The organism is Actinokineospora guangxiensis (assembly GCF_042657845.1).
GTDB lineage: Bacteria > Actinomycetota > Actinomycetes > Mycobacteriales > Pseudonocardiaceae > Actinokineospora > Actinokineospora guangxiensis.
The window spans coordinates 128625-147176 of sequence record NZ_JBHSKF010000016.1 but is presented as its reverse complement, the minus strand read 5'-3'; the positions used below and the strand labels follow the sequence as shown (position 1 = coordinate 147176).

Annotated in this window: 1 protein-coding gene (cut by a window edge); it reads right to left on the bottom strand. The window is 77.3% G+C overall.

What is annotated here, in order from left to right; all coding sequences use genetic code 11:
- A protein-coding gene (locus tag ACFPM7_RS25425) for a type I polyketide synthase (RefSeq protein WP_378250293.1) crosses the window boundary here: on the bottom strand, positions 1–18552 show its 5' portion. The gene continues 10422 nt to the left of window position 1, outside the view; the window shows 18552 of its 28974 coding nt (coding positions 1–18552); it begins with the start codon at positions 18550–18552; its stop codon lies beyond the left edge, outside the window.

The window sequence follows — 18552 nt, the reverse complement described above, 5'->3', positions numbered from 1 at the left end:
GTCCGCCGACGGCGGGACGGGCACGACGACGACGGCGGGCGCGGGGATGCCCTCGCGCACGTCGGCGGCGACGGTCGCCAGGTCGGGAGCCACGACGGCGCCCGCGAACCCGTGCCGGTCCGCGCCGAGCACGGCGACCGAGCCCGACGGCGGCGGGTGCTCCCCCGCGATCGGCGAGAAACGCACGCGCAGCGCCGAATCCCCGGAGACCGGGCCGGTGGCGAGCGCTCGGACGGTCAGGTCGGCGATGGTGAGCACCGGCGCGCCGGACGGGTCGACAGCGGTGACGGTGACCGAGTCCGGCCCGGTCGGGGTCAGCCGGACGCGGAGTCCGGCGGCCCCGGCGGCGTGCAGGCGCGTGCCCGTCCACAGGTAGGGGACGCGGCCTGCGGCGGTGCCGACGCTGGTCAGCGAGATGGTCTGCAGGACGCCGTCGAGCACGGCCGGGTGCAGGCCGTAGCCGGTGCGGTCGAGGCCCTCGGGCAGGGCGACCTCGGCGAAGACCTCGCCGTCGCGCTGCCAGAGGCCGCGCACGCCGCGGAAAGCCGGGCCGTAGTCGGCGCCCTCGGCCAGGCAGCGGGCGTAGAAGTCCTCGACGGCGACGGGCTCGGCGGCGGGCGGCCACTCGGTGTCCCAGGCGGGCGACTCGATGGGGTGCTCGGTGGCGGCGGCCGAGAGCGCGCCGGTCGCGTTGAGCGCCCAGTCCGCGCCGTCGTCGGGTCGTGAGTGGACGGTGACGGGGCGCACGCCGCGGTCGTCGGCCGCGCCGACGCGCACCTGCACGGCCACCCCGCCGGAGGCGGGCAGCGGCAGCGGGGCGAGCAGCACGAACTCGTCCAGGGTGTCGCAGCCGAGGTCGTCGCCTGCGCGGATGGCCAGCTCGACCATCGCCGAGCCGGGCAGCAGCGGCACGCCTGCCAGGACGTGCCCGCTCAGCCACGGGTGGGCGGTGGTGGTGATGCGGGTGGTCAGCAGCCTGCTGTCGGTGTCGGCCAGGTCGACGGCCGCGCCGAGCAGCGGGTGCTCGGCCCGGTCGACGCCGACCGCGCCGAGGTCGTAGGCCGAGCCGGTGACGGTCGGCCAGAACCGCCGCTTGCGGAAGGCGGAGGTGGGCAGCGCGGTGCTCCGGGCGTGCGGTCCGGCCGCGGCGGCGAGGTCCACCGGGATGCCCGCGACGTGCAGGGCCGCCAGGGCGGTGAGCGCGGTGGTGGACTCGTCGCGCTCGGGGCGCAGCGCGGCGGCGGCGGGGACGGTCTCGGCGATGGCGGCGGCCAGCGAGCCGTCGGGGCCCAGCTCCAGGACCGCGGTGACCCCCTCGCCCGCCAGCGCGCGGACCGCGTCGGCGAAGCGGACGGTGGCGCGGACCTGCCGGACCCAGTAGTCGGCGGAGTCCAGCGCCTCGACCCGACCGGTCACGGTGGACACGATCGGCAGCGACGCGGGGCCGTAGGCGATGGACTCGGCGACGCGGCGGAAGTCCTCCAGCATCGGGTCCATCAGCGGCGAGTGGAAGGCGTGGCTCACCCGCAGCCGCCGGGTCTTGCGGCCCTCCAGCCGCGCCGCGAGGGCCAGCACCTCGGCCTCGACGCCGGCGATGACCAGCGATTCGGCTCCGTTGACCGCCGCGATGGACACACCGTCGGTCAGCAGCGGGGCGACCTCGGACTCCGGCGCGCGGACGGCCACCATCGCGCCGCCATCGGGCAGCGCGCCCATGAGCCTGCCGCGGGCCACCACGAGGCGGGCGGCGTCGGACAGCGACAGCACCCCGGCCACGTGCGCGGCGGCGATCTCGCCGACGGAGTGCCCGACCAGGAACTCCGGCCGCGCGCCCCAGGACTCGTAGAGCCGCAACAGCGCGACCTCGACGGCGAACAGCGCGGGCTGGGCGTGCTCGGTGCGCTCCAGCCGCTCGGCCGATCCGGCGAGGACGTCGAGCAGGGACCAGCCGGACTCGGCGTCAAGCGCGGCAGCGGCCTCGGCGAGCGCGTCGGCGAAGACGGGGTGGCGGGCGGCGAGCCCGAGGCCCATGCCCACCCGCTGCGCGCCCTGCCCGGCGAACGCCACGGCCAGCGCGCCGCGCTCGGCGACCCCGGTGGTGGCCTCCAGCGCGGCCAGCTTGGCGGCGGCCTCGGCCCGCTCGCCCGCGACGACGACGGCGCGGTGCGGGAACGCGGCACGGGTCGTGGCCAGCGCGGCGGCGATGTCGTCCAGGCGGTCGTCGCTGTCGCGGACGTGCGCGGCGATCCGCTCGGCCTGCGCGCGCAGCGCCTGCGGGTCTTTGCCGGACACGGCGAAGGCGAACGGCCCGTCGGCCTCCGGCCGCTGCTGCGCGGTCGGGGCGGGGTACTGCTCGATGACGGTGTGGGCGTTGGTGCCGGAGATGCCGAAGGAGGACACCGCGGCCCGGCGCGGGCGGCCGGTCTCCGGCCACGGCCGCGCCTCGGTCAGCAGCTCGACCTCGCCTGCGGTCCAGTCGACGTGGGTGGACGGGCTGCCGACATGCAGGGTCGCGGGCAGCACGCCGTGCCGCATGGCCTGCACCATCTTGATGACGCCCGCGACGCCCGCCGCGGCCTGGGTGTGGCCGATGTTCGACTTGACCGTGCCGAGCGCCAGCGGGCGCTCGCGGTCCTGCCCGTAGGCGGCCAGCAGCGCCTGGGCCTCGATCGGGTCGCCGAGGACGGTGCCGGTGCCGTGCGCCTCCACGGCGTCCACATCGGATGGACGGAGGCCGGCGGAGGCCAGCGCGGCGCGGATGACGCGCTGCTGCGACGGCCCGTTCGGCGCGGTCAGCCCGTTGGACGCGCCGTCCTGGTTGACCGCCGAGCCCTTGACCACGGCCAGCACCTCGCGGCCGTTGCGGCGGGCGTCGGAGAGCCGCTCCAGCACCAGGATGCCGACGCCCTCGGACCAGCCGGTGCCGTCGGCGTCGTCGGAGAACGCCTTGCAGCGGCCGTCCGGGGCGAGGCCGCCCTGCCTGCTGAACTCGATGAACGGGGTCGGGGTGGCCATCACCGTGACGCCGCCCGCCAGCGCGAGGTCGCACTCCCCCGCGCGCAGCGCCTGCGCCGCCCAGTGCAGGGCGACCAGCGACGACGAGCACGCGGTGTCGATGGTGACGGCCGGGCCCTCCAGGCCGAGGGTGTAGGCGACGCGGCCGGTGGCGACGCTGCCCGAGCTGCCGTTGCCCTGCGTGTCGGAGTCCACGGCGGCGGCCTGGGCCAGCAGCCCGTAGTCGCTGTACATCAGTCCCGCGAAGACACCGGTCTTGCTGCCGCGCAGCGACAGCGGGTCGATGCCGGTGCGCTCGACGGCTTCCCAGCTGACCTCCAGCAGCAGCCGCTGCTGGGCGTCGGTGGCCAGCGCGTCGCGCGGGCTCATGCCGAAGAAGCCCGGGTCGAACTCGGCGGCCCCGGCGAGGAAGCCGCCCTCGCGGGTGGCCGAGGTGCCGGGCCGGGTGCGGTCGGGGTCGTAGAGGGCGGCGACGTCCCAGCCGCGGTCGGTGGGGAACGCGCCGATGCCGTCGCGGCCCTCGGCGACCAGCGCCCACAGCTCCTCGGGCGAGGCGACCCCGCCCGGGTAGCGGCAGGCCATGCCGACGATGACGATCGGGTCGCCGTCCACCGCGGCGGGCGCGGAGGTGTCCTCGGGCGTGTCGGCCCCGCCGACCAGGTCGGCGGTCAGGCGCTCGACCAGGGCGAGCGGAGTCGGGTGGTCGAAGGTGAGGGTGGGCGGCAGGGCGAGGCCGGTGGCCGCGTCGAGGCGGTTGCGCAGCTCGATCGCGGTCAGCGAGTCGAAGCCCAGCTCGGCGAACGTGCGCTCGGCGGGGACGGCCGCGGCGTCGGCGTGGCCGAGGACGGCGGCGGCCGAGGAGCGGACCAGCGCCATCAGCGCCCGCTCGCGCTCGGCCGCGGACTTCCCGGCGAGGTCGTGGCGCAGCGCGGTCGCCTTCGGCGCGGCCTTGCGGGCGCGCACGGCCGGGACCAGCTCGCGCAGGACCGGTGGGACCTCGCCCGCGGCCCGGACGGCGGCGATGTCGAGGTGCAGCGGCACGAGGACGGCGTCCTCGGCTCCGCGCGCCGCGTCCAGCAGGGCGAGGCCGTTGTCCTCGGTGAGCGTGGGCATGCCGGTGTCGGCGGCCATGCCGGTCGACCACGCGCCCCAGGCCAGGCTCACGCCGGGCAGGCCGAGCGCGCGGCGGTGCTCGGCGAGCGCGTCGAGAGCGGCGTTGGCGGCGGCGTAGTTGGCCTGGCCGGGCGCGCCGAAGACGCCCGCGGCCGAGGAGAACAGCACCAGCTCGGCCTCGGGGGCCAGCTCGTGCAGGTGCCAGGCGGCGTCGACCTTGGGGCGCAGGACCGTGTCGACGCGCTCGGGGGTCATCGCGGCGAGGACGCCGTCGTCCAGCACGCCCGCGGCGTGCACGACGGTGGTGAGGTCGTCGATCCCGGAGAGCAGGTCGGCGACGGCGGCGCGGTCCTCGACAGCGCAGCGGACGACCTCGACGGCGGGGCCGAGGGCGAGCAGGTCGGCGGCGCCGGGGGCGTCCGGGCCGCGGCGGGAGGCCAGCACGATGCGCGGCACGCCCGCCCGCACGAGGTGGGCCGCGACGACCGCGCCGAGCCCGCCGGTCCCGCCGGTCACCAGGACGGTGCCGGTCCACGGGGTGCCGGTGGGCGCGCTTGCCCTGGCCAGGCGCGGGACGCGGATCTCGCCCGCGCGCACGCTCGTCTCCGGTTCGCCGGTCGCGGCGGCGGCGAGCGCGTCGAGCACCCGCCCGTCGGTCTCCACGAGGGCGACGCGGCCGGGGTTCTCGGTGACGGCGGTGCGCACGAGGCCGCGGGCGGCGGCGTGCCCGAGGTCCCCGGCCTGCGTGACGACGACGAGGCGGGAGCCGGGTCCGGCGAGCCAGCGGGTCAGGGTGTCCAGGGCCCATCCGGCGGCAGCGCGGGCGGCGGCGGGCAGGTCCCCGGCGGACGGCGGCAGCGGCGCGAGGACGGTGTCGGTGCCGCGCAGCGCGTCCAGGTCGGGGTGGACGGTGGCGGCCATGCTGAGCACCGGGTGCTCGTCGGGGTCGCCGAAGACGGCCCACTCGCCGTCGCCCGGCACGGTCGCCGGGGCGGGAACGCCCAGCCAGTCGAGGCGCAGCAGGTCTCCCCCAGCGGTCCGGGGCGCGCGCAGGGTCAGGCCGTCGACGGTCAGCACGGGCTGGCCCGCCGAGTCGGTGAGGGACAGCGCGACCTCGTCGGACCCGGTGGCCGCCAGGCGGACGCGGGCGGTGGTCGCGCCGGGGGCGTGCAGGGTGACGCCGCGCCAGGAGAACGGCAGCGCGCCCGCGAGTCCGGGGCGCTCCAGCAGCGCGACGGCGTGCAGGGCGCTGTCCAGCAGCACGGGGTGCGCGCCGAACCCGGTCCCCTCGGCGCGGACCTCGGCGCGCACCTCGGCACCCGCCCGCCACACGGCGGTCAGGCCGCGGAAGGCGGGCCCGTAGTCGAAGCCGCCGTCGGCGAGGCGCTGGTACAGCTCCTCGACCGCGATCGTGTCCTCGGGCCGCTCCGCCACCTCGACCACACCCACAGCAGTGTCCGATGTGGACACGAAGCCGGTGGCCGCGGTGCTCCACGGCTCGTCGTCGGCGCGCGTGGCCACGGTGACCGGGCGGCGTCCGTCCCCGGAGCCGACCACGACCCGCACGCGCAGCGCGCCGGTCTCGGGCAGCACGACCGGGGCGGCCAGGGTCAGCTCGTCCACCCGGTCGCAGCCGACCTCGGCGGCGGCGCGCAGCGCCAGCTCCAGCAGCACCGCGCCGGGGACGAGGGTGGTCCCGGCGACGGTGTGGTCGGCCAGCCACGGGTGCGTGCCGCGGGAGACCCGGCCGGTGACCAGGACGCCGTCGCCGTCGGGCAGGTCGATCGCCGCCCCCAGCAGCGGGTGGCCGGGCGCGTCGAGACCGGCGGCGGCGACGTCGGCGGCGCGGGTGCCGGGCGCGGGCCAGTAGCGCCCGCGGGTGAAGGCGTAGGTGGGCAGGGCGGTGGGCTTCGCGCCGGGCAGCAGCGCGGCCCAGTCGGGCTCGACGCCGAGCGCGTGCGCGCGGGCCAGGGCCAGCGCGGCGGTGTCGGCCTCGCCGCGGTCGCGGCGCAGCAGCGGCACGGCCTCGGCGGCCTCGCCCGCCGTGGTCTGCGCGGCGGCGCAGAGCGCGCCGTCGGGGCCCAGCTCGATGAGCGCGGTGGCGCCGCGGGCGAGGACGCCGCGCACGGCGTCGGCGAAGCGCACGGTGGCCCGGACCTGCTCGACCCAGTAGTCGGCCGAGTCGAGGTCGGCGCGCTCGGCGGTCACGGTGGAGATGACCGGCACGCGCGCGGGGGCGTAGCTCAGGCCGGCCGCGACCGCGCCGAACTCGGCGAGCATCGGCTCCATCAGCGCGGAGTGGAACGCGTGGCTGACGGTGAGCCGCTTGGTGCGGTGCCCGGCTTCGGCCAGCCGCTCGGCCACGGGCAGGACGGCGTCCTGCGGCCCGGACAGCACGACGGCCGATGGCCCGTTGACCGCGGCGACATCGACACCGGGCGGCAGCTCGCCGATCCGGTCGAGGTCCGCGCCGACGGCGACCATCGCGCCGCCGGAGGGCAGCGCGGCCATCAGCCCGCCGCGCGCGACGACGAGCTTCGCCGCGTCGGCCAGGGACAGCACCCCGGCCACGTGCGCCGCCGCGATCTCGCCGACGGAGTGCCCGACCAGGAAGTCCGGGCGCACGCCCCAGGACTCCAGCAGCCGGAACAGCGCGACCTCGACGGCGAACAGCGCGGGCTGGGTGATGTCGGTGGAGTGCACGCGGTCGGTCGCGATCGCCTCGGCAAGGGACTCGCCCAGCTCGGCGTCGACCGCCGCGCACACCTCGGCGAACGCGGCGGCGAAGACCGGCGAGACGGCGGCCAGCTCGCGGCCCATGCCGACGCGCTGGCTGCCCTGGCCCGCGAACAGGAACGCCGTCTTGGGCGCGGTGCGGGCGCTCGCGGTGACCAGGCCCGGCGCGTCCTCGCCGCCGACGAGGGCGCGCAGCGCCTCGGTCGGGTCGCCGACGAGCACGGCGCGGTGCTCGAAGCGGGTGCGGGTGGTGGCAAGGGAGAACGCGAGGTCGGCGTGCGCGGCCGGGGTGAGGCGCTCGGCCAGGCGCGCGGCCTGCCCGCGCAGCGCGTCGGCGTCGCGCGCCGACAGCGTCCACAGCAGCGGCCACCCGGGCTCGGCCGACGGAGCCGGGGGGACCGGCGCCGCCTGCTCCAGCACGATGTGGGCGTTGGTGCCGCTGATGCCGAACGAGGACACCGCGGCGCGGCGCGCGCGGCCGGTCTCCGGCCACGCCACCGCCCCGGTGACCAGCTCGACGGCGCCTTCGGACCAGTCGACGTGCCGGGAGGGCTCGGTGACGTGCAGCGACCCGGGCACCGCGCCCCGGCGCAGCGCCTCGACCACCTTGATGATCCCGGCGACGCCCGCGGCGGCCTGGGTGTGCCCGATGTTGGACTTGACCGACCCGAGCAGCAGCGGGTGCTCGCGGTCCTGCCCGTAGGTGGCGATGAGTGCCTGCGCCTCGATCGGGTCGCCGAGCGTCGTGCCGGTGCCGTGCGCCTCGACGACGTCCACATCCGACGGTGCGAGGCCGGCCGAGGCCAGCGCCGCGCGGATGACGCGCTGCTGCGACGGCCCGTTCGGCGCGGTCAGCCCGTTCGACGCGCCGTCCTGGTTCACCGCCGAGCCGCGCAGCACCGCCAGCACCTCGTGCCCGTTGCGCCGGGCGTCGGAGAGCCGCTCCAGCACGAGGATGCCGACGCCTTCGGACCAGCCGACGCCGTCGGCGCTGTCGGAGAAGGACTTGCAGCGCCCGTCGGCGGCCAGGCCGCGCTGGCGGGAGAACTCGATGAAGGTGCCCGGCGTCGACATGACGGTCACGCCGCCCGCCAGTGCCAGGTCGCAGTCGCCGGAGCGCAGGGCCTGCGCGGCCAGGTGCGTGGCCACCAGCGACGACGAGCAGGCCGTGTCGACGGTGACGGCGGGGCCCTCCAGGCCGAGGGTGTAGGCGATGCGGCCGGTGGCGACGCTGCCCGCGCTGCCGTTGCCCGCCATGCCCTCGTGCTCGCCGCCGGTGCCGAGCGCGGCGAGGTAGTCGTTGTACATCACGCCCGCGAAGACGCCGGTCTTGCTGCCGCGCAGCGCCACCGGGTCGATCCCGGCCCGCTCGACGGCCTCCCACGAGGTCTCCAGCAGCAGCCGCTGCTGGGCGTCGGTGGCGACGGCCTCGCGCGGGCTCATGCCGAAGAACGCGGCGTCGAACTCGGCGGCGTCGTGCAGGAACCCGCCGCGCTGGGTCATGGAGGTGCCGGGGCCGTCCCCGGTGAGCGCGGCGAGGTCCCAGCCGCGGTCGGTCGGGAAGCCGCTGACGGCGTCCACGCCGTCGGACACCAGCCGCCACAGGTCCTCCGGGGAGGACACCCCGCCCGGGTAGCGGCAGGCCATGCCGACGATCACCACCGGGTCGTCGGCCACGGCTCGGGACACGGCCGTGACCGGCGCATCGGTGGTGCCGTCGAGCTGGTCGAGCAGGTGCCGGGCGAGGGCGGTGACGGTCGGGTGGTCGAACACCAGGCTGCTGGGCAGCCGCAGACCGGTGGCGGCCTGCAGGCGGTTGCGCAGGTCGACGGCGGTCAGCGAGTCGAAGCCCAGGTCGGTGAAGGCGCGGGCGGGGTCGACCAGGTCGGCGCCCGCGTGCCCGAGCACCAGCGCGACCTGGCCGCGCACGACGTCGCCGACGACCTCGGCGCGCTCGACCGGGTCGAGCCCGGCGAGCCTGCGGCCGAGCGCGGCGTCCGCGGCGGCGCGGCGCGGTGCGCGGATCAGCCCGCGCAGCAGCGGCGGCACCTCGCCCTGGCGGCGCACGGCGGCGAGGTCCAGGCCCAGCGGGACGACGGCGGCGCGGCCTGCGGCGAGCGCGGTGTCGAAGAGGGCGATGCCCTGCTCGGGGCTCAGCGGCGGCAGGCCGATGCGCTCCATGCGGGCCCGGTCGGCGGCAGGCAGCGCGCCCGCCATGCCGCCGTCCCACGCGCCCCACGCCAGCGCCAGCGCGGGCAGGCCCGCGGCGGCGCGGTGGGCGGCGAGGGCGTCGAGGAAGGCGTTGGCGGCGGCGTAGCCCGCCTGGCCCGCCGCGCCGAGCACCCCGGCGGCCGAGGAGAACAGGACCAGGGTGGCCTCGGGGGCCAGGGCGTGGAAGTGGGCGGCGGCGTCGACCTTGGGCCGCAGCACGGCGTCGATCCGCTCGGGGGTCTGGGCGGCGAGCACACCGTCGTCCAGGACTCCGGCGGCGTGCACGACGGTGGCCGGGGCGTGCTCGGCCAGCAGCGCGGCGACGGTGTCGCGGTCGGCGACGTCGCCGGCCACCACGGCCACCCGCGCGCCCGCCTCGGCCAGCTCGGCGGCCAGGTCGGGCGCGTGGCCGCGCCTGCTGACCAGGACCAGGTCGCGCACGCCGTGCGCGGCGACCAGGTGGCGGGCCAGCAGCGCGCCGAGACCGCCGGTCCCGCCGGTGATGAGCACGGGGCCGGTGACGGCGGCCTCCGTGTCCGGGGCGGCCAGCCGGGCGAGCCGCGGCGCGTACGCCTTGCCGTCGCGGACGGCGATCTGCGGTTCGTCGGACCAGCCGACGGCCTCGACCGGGCCGTCGACGAGCAGGAAGCGGCCGGGGTGCTCGGACTGCGCGGTGCGCACCAGGCCCCAGACGGCGGCGGCGGCGAGGTCACCGACGGTGTCGCCGCCGGTCGCGGCGACCGCGCCTTCGGTGACCACCGCCAGCCGGGTGTCGTCCTCGACGGCGGTCTGCACCGCTCGCAGCACGAGGGAGGTGAGCCTGCGGACGGCGGCGGGCACGTCCTCGCCGGGGTCGGCGGAGATCCGCAGCACCGGGGTGTCGTCGGCGGCGGGCAGCGCGACCGGCGTCCAGTCGACGGCGTGCACGGGGGCGCGGCGGGCGCCGGCGGGCAGGGGGCGCAGAACCAGGGAGCCGACCGTGGCGACGGGATCACCGTCGGCGGTGGTGATCGCCAGGGCGACCGCGCCGGAGCCGGTGGGGGTGATGCGGGCGCGCACGGCCGTCGCGCCGGTCGCGTGCAGCGTGACGTCGGACCAGGCGAAGGGCAGGTTGCCGCCCTCGGCGAGCAGCGCGGTGGCGTGCAGGCAGGCGTCGAGCAGCGCCGGGTGCAGGCCGAAGCCAGCCGGGTCGGCGCCGTCGGGCAGCGCGGCCTCGACGAGGACGTCCTCGCCGTGGCGCCAGACGCGCCGCAGGCCCTGGAACAGCGGGCCGTAGTCGAAGCCGTCGGCGGCGAAGCGGGTGTAGGTGTCGGCCGTGTCGACCTCGACGGCGTCGCCGGGCGGCCAGGCGGTGTCGGCGGGAACCGTGACCGGGGCCGCGCCGAGCTGCCCGGAGGCGTGCCGGGTCCACGGCTCGTCGGGGGCGTCGGCGGGTCGCGTGTAGACGGACAGGGCGGTGCCGCTGACCGCGACCCGCACGTGCAGCGCGCCGTCGGCGGGCAGCGCGAGCGGGGCCTGCATGGTCAGCTCGCCGACGCCGTCGAGGCCGGTGGCGTCGGCGGCGTGCAGGGCGAGGTCGAGCAGCGCGGCGCCGGGCAGCAGGACGGTTCCCGCGACGGCGTGCTCGGCCAGCCACGGGTGCGTGCCCAGCGACAGGCTTCCGGTGAACAGCAGGCCGTCGGTGTCGGGCACGTCGGTGACGCCGTCGAGCAGCGGGTGCCCGGCGGCGGCCAGGCCCAGGGCGGCGGGGGTGGCCGCGGCGCGGGCGCGGCCGGGCCAGAACCAGCTGTGCTGGAAGGCGTAGGTGGGCAGCTCGACCCGGCGCGACGGGCCGTACCAGGCGGCGAAGTCGACGGGCAGACCGGTGGCGTGGGCACGGGCCAGCGCGTCGGCGACGGCGGCCTCCTCGGCGCGGTCCTTGCGCAGCAGCGGGACCACCGGGCCGGCGAAGCAGTCCTGGGCGAGCGCGGACAGCGAGGCGTCCGGCCCGATCTCCAGCAGCGCCCCGACGCCGTGGTCGGCCAGGGCGGCGACGCCGTCGGCGAAGCGCACGGTGGCGCGCACCTGCTCGACCCAGTACGCCGGGTCGTCCATCGCGGCGACCGCGCCGGTCACCGTCGAGACGATCGGGATGTCCGCCTCGCCGAACTCCAGACCGGCGACGACCTCGCCGAACTCCGCCAGCATCGGCTCCATCAGCGGCGAGTGGAACGCGTGGCTGACCCGCAGCCAACTCGCCCGCACGCCCAACTGGTCAACCACGGCGCGGACGGCGTCCTCGGCCCCGGACAGCACGACCGACTCCGGCCCGTTCACCGCCGCCAAGGCGACCTCGGGCCCGAGCAGCCCGGCCACCCGCTCCTCGGCGACGCGCACCGCGGCCATCGCGCCGCCGGACGGCAGCGCCTGCATGAGCCGTCCGCGCGCGGCGACCAGCGCGCACGCGTCGGCCAGCGACAGCACCCCGGACACGTGCGCGGCGGCGATCTCGCCGACGGAGTGCCCGAGCAGCAAGTCCGGCCGCAGGCCCCACGACTCGGCCAGGCGGAACAGCGCGACCTCGAAGGCGAACAGCGCGGGCTGCGCGATCCCGGTCCGCTCCAGCCCGTCACCGGACTCGACTGCGGACTCGACTGCGGCGCGCAGCTCGGGCTCCCAGTGCTCGAGCACGGCGGCGCGGGCGGCGGCGAAGACCGGGAACCGGGCGGCCAGCTCGTCGCCCATCCCGGCGCGCTGCGCGCCCTGGCCGGCGAACAGGAACGCGGTCGTCGGAGCGCCGTCGGCGACACCCAGCACCAGGTCGGGGTGCTCGTCGCCGTCGGCGAGGGCGGTGAGCGCGGCCCGCGCCCGCTCAGCGTCCGCCGCGACGACCACACCGCGCCGCTCCAGGGCGGCGCGCGTGGTGGCCAGGGAGAAGCCGATGGCGGCGAGGTCGTCGGTCCCCACCTCCAGCAGGCGGGCGGCCTGCTCGCGCAGCGCGGGCGCGGACTTCGCCGACACCGGCCAGACGGCCAGGCGGTCCGAAGTGGACTGGATGGCGGCGGAGGCGGGCGGCTGCTCCAGGATGACGTGGGCGTTGGTGCCGGAGATGCCGAAGGAGGAGACCCCGGCCCGGCGCGGGCGGCCCGCCTCGGGCCAGGTGACGGCGTCGGTGAGCAGGGCGACCGACCCGGCGCTCCAGTCGACGTGGGTGGACGGCTCGGAGACGTGCAGCGTGGCCGGGAGGGTGCCGTGGCGCATGGCGTGCACCATCTTGATCACACCGGCCACGCCGGCGGCGGCCTGCGTGTGGCCCAGGTTGGACTTGATGGAGCCCAGCAGCAGCGGCCGGTCGCGGTCCTGGCCGTAGGTGGCCAGCAGCGCCTGGGCCTCGATCGGGTCGCCCAGCGTCGTGCCGGTGCCGTGCGCCTCGACCACGTCCACATCGGAGGTAGTCAGCCCAGCGTCGGCCAGCGCCTGCCGGATGACCCGCTGCTGCGAGGGCCCGTTGGGGGCGGTCAGCCCGTTGGACGCGCCGTCCTGGTTGACCGCCGAGCCCTTCACCACGGCCAGCACGTCGTGCCCGTTGCGCAGCGCGTCGGACAGGCGCTCCAGCACCAGCACGCCGACGCCCTCGGACCAGCCGACGCCGTCGGCGCTGTCGGAGAAGGACTTGCAGCGCCCGTCGGCGGCCAGGCCGCGCTGGCGGGAGAACTCCACGAACACCCCGGGCGTGGCCATGACCGTGACGCCGCCCGCGAGCGCGAGGTCGCACTCCCCCGCCCGCAGCGCGCGGGCAGCCAGGTGCAGCGCGACCAGCGACGACGAGCACGCGGTGTCCACCGTCATCGCCGGGCCGACGAGGCCCATCGTGTAGGCGACGCGCCCGGACAGGACGCTGCCCGCGTTGCCGGTGCCGAGGTAGCCCTCGACGTCGGCGGGGAACTCCGCGTCGGCGGCGTAGTCGTAGTACATCAGGCCCGCGAACACGCCGGTCTGGCTGCCGCGCAGCGACCTCGGGTCGATGCCCGCGCGCTCCACGGCCTCCCACGAGGTCTCCAGCAGCAGGCGCTGCTGGGCGTCCATCGCCAGCGCCTCGCGCGGGGAGATGCCGAAGAAGTCCGGGTCGAAGTCGCCCGCGCGGTGCAGGAAGCCGCCCTCGCGGGTGTAGGAGGTGCCGATGCGGTCCGGGTCGGGGTCGTAGAGCGCGGCGAGGTCCCAGCCGCGGTTCTCGGGAAACCCGGTGATGCCCTCGCCGCCGGCGGCGACCAGGTCCCAGAGGTCGCCGGGCGAGGCGATGCCGCCGGGGTAGCGGCAGCCCATGCCGACGATGACCACCGGGTCGTCGTCGGTGGCGGCGCGGGCGGTGACGCGCTGCCCGGTCCCGCCCTCGCCGGTCACCTCGCCGATCTGCTCGGCGAGGTGGCCCGCGAGGTCGTCGATGGTCGGGTAGTCGAAGATCAGGGTCGCGGGCAGCCGCAGGCCGGTGCCCGCGGTGAGGGCGTTGCGCAGTTCGACGGCGGTCAGCGAGTCGAAGCCCAGTTCGGTGAACGCCTGGTCCGCGCCGATGCGCGCGCCGGAGGCGTAGCCGAGCACGGTGGTGACGTGCGCGCGGACCAGGTCGACCAGCGCGCGGCGGCGCTCGGCCGGAGTGCGCCCGACGAGCCGGGCGGCCAGTGCCGAGGCAGCGCCCTGGTCGGCGCGCACCACGCGGCGGGCCGGACGCACGAGGCCGCGCAGCAGCGCGGGCACCGGGTCGACACCGGCGAGGGTGGCCAGGTCGAGGCGCACGGCGGCGGCGACGGGGGCGGCAGCGGTCAGGGCGGCGTCGAACAGCTCAAGGCCGAGCGCGGCCGGGATGGCGGGCAGGCCGGTGCGGGCCATGCGGTCGAGGTCGGCGTCGGTGAGCCCGCCGGTCATGCCGCCCGCGTCGGCCCAGGTGCCCCAGGCGATGGACAGCGCGGGCGCGCCCGCGGCGGCGCGGTGGGCGGCGATGGCGTCCAGAGCGCTGTTGGCGGCGGCGTAGTTGGCCTGGCCGGAGGCGCCGAAGAGGCCCGCGATGGAGGAGAACAGGATCAGCGGGGTGCCGGGCAGCGCGGTGTGCAGGGCCCAGGCGGCGTCGGACTTGGCGCGCAGGACGGCGTCGAAGCGGTCGGGGGTCAGCCCGGCGACCGTGGTGTCGTCCAGGACACCCGCGGCGTGCACGACGGCGGCGAGGTCGCGGCCGTCGAGCAGGGCGGCGAGCGCGGCGGGGTCGGCGACGTCGCAGGTGGCGATCTCGACGTCCGCGCCCAGCTCGCGCAGGTCGGCCGCCAGGTCGTCGGCTCCGGGGGCGGCCTGCCCGCGCCTGCTGACCAGCAGCAGGCCGCGTACGCCGTGCTCGGTGGCGAGGTGGCGGGCGACGAGCGCGCCCAGGCCCCCGGTGCCGCCGGTGACCAGCACGGTCCCGCCGTCCAGCGCGACCACGCTATCCGAAGTGGACATGGGGGCGAGTCGAGGGGCGTGCGGGACGCCGCCGCGCACGGCCAGCGCGGGCTCGCCGATCGCGGCCAGGTGCGAGAGAGCCGTGTCGGTGTCGGTGCTGTCGGTGCTGTCGGTGCTGTCCGTGCTGTCCGTGCTGTCGAGGTCGAGCAGGGCGAAGCGGCCGGGGTGCTCGGCCTGCGCCGCGCGGACGAGACCGGCGACGGCGGCGGCGACCGGATCGGTGGTCTCGCCGGGCAAGGCCGCGGCGGCGCGGGTGACGAACGCCAGGGTGCCCTCGGGCCGCTCCAGCCAGCCGTGCAGGTGCGCCAGCGCCTCGGTGAGCGCGGCGCGGGACGCGGCGGGGAAGTCACCGCCGGGGGTCCGGCACTCCACGACGGTCAGGCCGTGGCCCGCGCCGTCGGGGCGGGCCAGGGCGGCGGGCACAGGCACCCATTCCAGCCCGTACAGCGAATCGGGGCCGACGCGGCTCGCCGAGGAGAGCCCGGCGGCCGACGCGGGCCGCAGCGCGAGCGAGCCGACGGTGGCGACCGGCGCCCCGGTGCTGTCGGCGACGACGAGCGACACCGCGTGCTGCCCGGCCGGGTCGAGGCGCACCCGCAGGGCGGTCGCGCCCACGGCGTGCAGCGCGACGCCGGACCAGGCGAACGGCAGCCTGCCCTCGCCGTCCCCCGCGCCGCCGCCGACGGCGATCGCGTGCAGCGCGGCGTCGAGCAGTGCCGGGTGCAGGCCGTATCCGTCGACGGGGTGGCCGTCGGGCAGCGCCACCTCCGCGTAGACCCGCTCCCCCGACGTCCACGCCGCGGTGAGCCCTTGGAACGACGGCCCGTAGCCGAATCCGGCGTCGGCGAGCGCCGCGTAGTGCCCGGAGAGGTCGACCGGCTCGGCCCCGGGCGGGGGCCAGGCGGTCAGCGACTCCTGCACGCCCGCGCCCGCGGGGGTGAGCACGCCGTCGGCGTGGCGGGTCCAGGACTCGGCGTCCTCTGGCCGCGAGTGCACCGACACCGAGCGGCGACCGCCGGAGTCGGCGGAGCCGACGACGACCTGGACGTGCACGCCGCCGTGCTCGGGCAGCACCATCGGCGCGGCCACGGTCAGCTCGTCAACGACCGAGCAGCCCACCGCGTCGCCCGCGCGCACCGCGAGGTCGACGTAGGCGGTGCCAGGCAGCAGCACCGCGCCCATGATCACGTGGTCGGCGAGCCAGGGCGCGGTCCTGGTGGACAGGTGCCCGGTGAGCACGACGCCGTCGCCGTCGGCCAGCGACAGGGCCGCGCCCAGCAGCGGGTGGTCGGCCGCGGTGAGCCCGAGGGCGGACGGGTCGCCCGCGCCGGGGCCCAGCGGCACGTCGATCCAGTACCGCTCGGTCTGGAAGGCGTAGGTGGGCAGGTCGACGGTGCGCGCACCGGTCCCGGCGAACAGCGCGGCCCAGTCCGGGGACCAGCCGCGCACGTGCAGGTCGGCGACCGCGCCGAGCAGCGTGCGGGCCTCGTCGCGGTCGCGGCGCTGGAACGCGGCGGCCGTCGCGCTCTCGGCGACGAAACCGGTGAGGGCGGCGTCGGGGCCGATCTCGGCGAAGCGGGTGACGTCGCGGTCGGCGAGCCAGCGCACGCCGTCGTGGAAGCGGACCGCGCCGCGCACCTGGGCGACCCAGTGCGCCGGGTCGGTGAGGTCGGCGGGCGCGCCGGTCAGCGTGGAGACGATCGGGATCTGGGGCCGCTGGTACTCCAGGCCGCGGGCCACGCGCTCGAACTCGGCGAGCATCGGGTCCATCAGCGGGGAGTGGAAGGCGTGGCTGACCCGCAGCCGGGTGACCTTCGTGCCGCGCTCGCGCAGCACCGCCTCGGCGGCGGTGACCGCGGGCTCAGCACCGGAGAGCACCACGGCAGAGGGCCCGTTGACCGCGGCGACGGCCAGGTCGGCGGTGACGAACTCGGTGACATCGGCCTCCGTGGCGGCCACGGCCAGCATCGCCCCGCCTGCGGGCAGCGCCTGCATGAGCGTGCCGCGCGCGGCGACCAGCGCGCAGGCGTCCGGCAGCGACAGCACACCCGCGACGTGCGCGGCGGCGATCTCGCCGACCGAGTGGCCCATCAGGTAGTCCGCGCGCAGACCCCAGGACTCCAGCAGCCGGAACAGCGCCACCTCGAAGGCGAACAGCCCGGACTGGGCGAAGACGGTGTCGTCCGCGCGCTCGGCCGGGACGGCGTCGAGCGGGACGGGCAGCAGCGGGTCCAGCGCGGCGGCGACCTCGTCCCAGGCGGCGGCGAACACCGGGAACGCGGCCCGCAGCTCGCGGCCCATGCCGTGGCGCTGCGCGCCCTGGCCGGTGAACAGGAACGCCGAGTGCCCGGACTTGGCCACGCCGACGCGCGGGCCGGGGAGCCCGTCGCGCACCGCGGCCAGGCCCTCGCGCAGCTCGGCGGCGTCGGCGGCGAGGACCGCGGCGCGGTGCGGCAGGGCGGCGCGGGTCGTGGCCAGCGAGTACGCCACGTCCAGCAGCCTCCCGGTGTCCACAGCGGACAGGAGCCGGTCGGCCTGGGCGCGCAGGGCGTCCTCGGTCTTGCCCGCCAGCACGACCGGCACGGCCGGGGCGGTCCACTCCCCCGACGCCTCCTCGGCCTCGGTGACGTCACTGGGCGGGGCCTGCTCCACGACGACGTGCGCGTTGGTCCCGCTGAGCCCGAACGAGGACACGCCCGCCCGGCGCGGGCGGCCCGTCTCCGGCCACTGGCGCGCCTCGGTCAGCAGCTCCACCGAGCCCGTCGACCAGTCGACGGCGTCGGTGGGCCGGTCGACGTGCAGCGTCCTGGGCAGCACGCCGCGCTGCAGCGCCAGCACCATCTTGATCACACCGGCGATGCCCGCGGCGGCCTGGGTGTGGCCGATGTTGGACTTGACCGAGCCCAGCCACAGCGGCTCGGCGCGGTCCTGGCCGTAGGTGGCCAGCAGGGCGGCGGCCTCGATCGGGTCGCCGAGCACGGTCGCGGTGCCGTGCGCCTCGACGGCGTCCACTTCCGACGCGGTCAGCCCGGCGTCGGCCAGCGCGGCCCGGATGACGCGCTCCTGCGACGGCCCGTTGGGCGCGGTCATCCCGTTGGACGCGCCGTCCTGGTTGATGGCCGAGCCGCGCAGCACGGCCAGCACGGGGTGGCCGTTGCGGCGGGCGTCGGACAGCTTCTCCAGCGCGAGCACGGCCGCGCCCTCGCCCCAGCCGGTGCCCTCCGCGGCGGCGGCGAACGAGCGGCAGCGCCCGTCGGCGGCCAGGCCGCGCTGGCGGCTGAACCCGATGAACAGCCCCGGCGTCGCCATCACGGTGACGCCGCCCGCCAGCGCCAGGTCGCACTCGCCGCGGCGCAGCGACTGCGCGGCCAGGTGCAGGGCGACCAGCGAGGCCGAGCACGCCGTGTCGATGGTGACCGCCGGGCCCTCCAGGCCGAGCACGTAGGAGACGCGCCCGGACAGCACGCTGCCCGCGGTTCCGGTGGCCAGGTAGTCCTCCGCGCCGGAGGGCATCCTGGCGACGAACTCGGCGTAGTCCTGGTAGTTGGCGCCGGTGAACACGCCGGTCCGGCTGCCGCGCAGGCCGGCCGGGTCGAGCTGGGCGCGCTCCAAGGCCTCCCAGCTGACCTGGAGCATCAGCCGCTGCTGCGGGTCCATGACCGCGGCCTCGCGCGGGGAGATGCCGAACAGACCCGGGTCGAAATCGCCCGCGCCGCTGAGGAAGCCGCCCTCGCGGACGTAGGAGGTGCCGCGGTGCTCGGGGTCGGGGTCGTAGACCGCGCCCAGGTCCCAGCCGCGGTCGGCGGGGAAGCCGGTGACCGCGTCGCGACCCTCGGCGAGCAGGTCCCAGTAGCCCTCGGGCCCGTCGACCCCGCCGGGCAGCCTGCACCCGATGCCGACGACCGCGATCGGCTCGCGCCCGCCCGCCTCCACCTCTTGGAGCCGCTGCTTGGTCTGATGGAGATCGGCGGTGACCCGCTTGAGGAAGTACCGCAGCTTCTCTTCGTTCTCCAT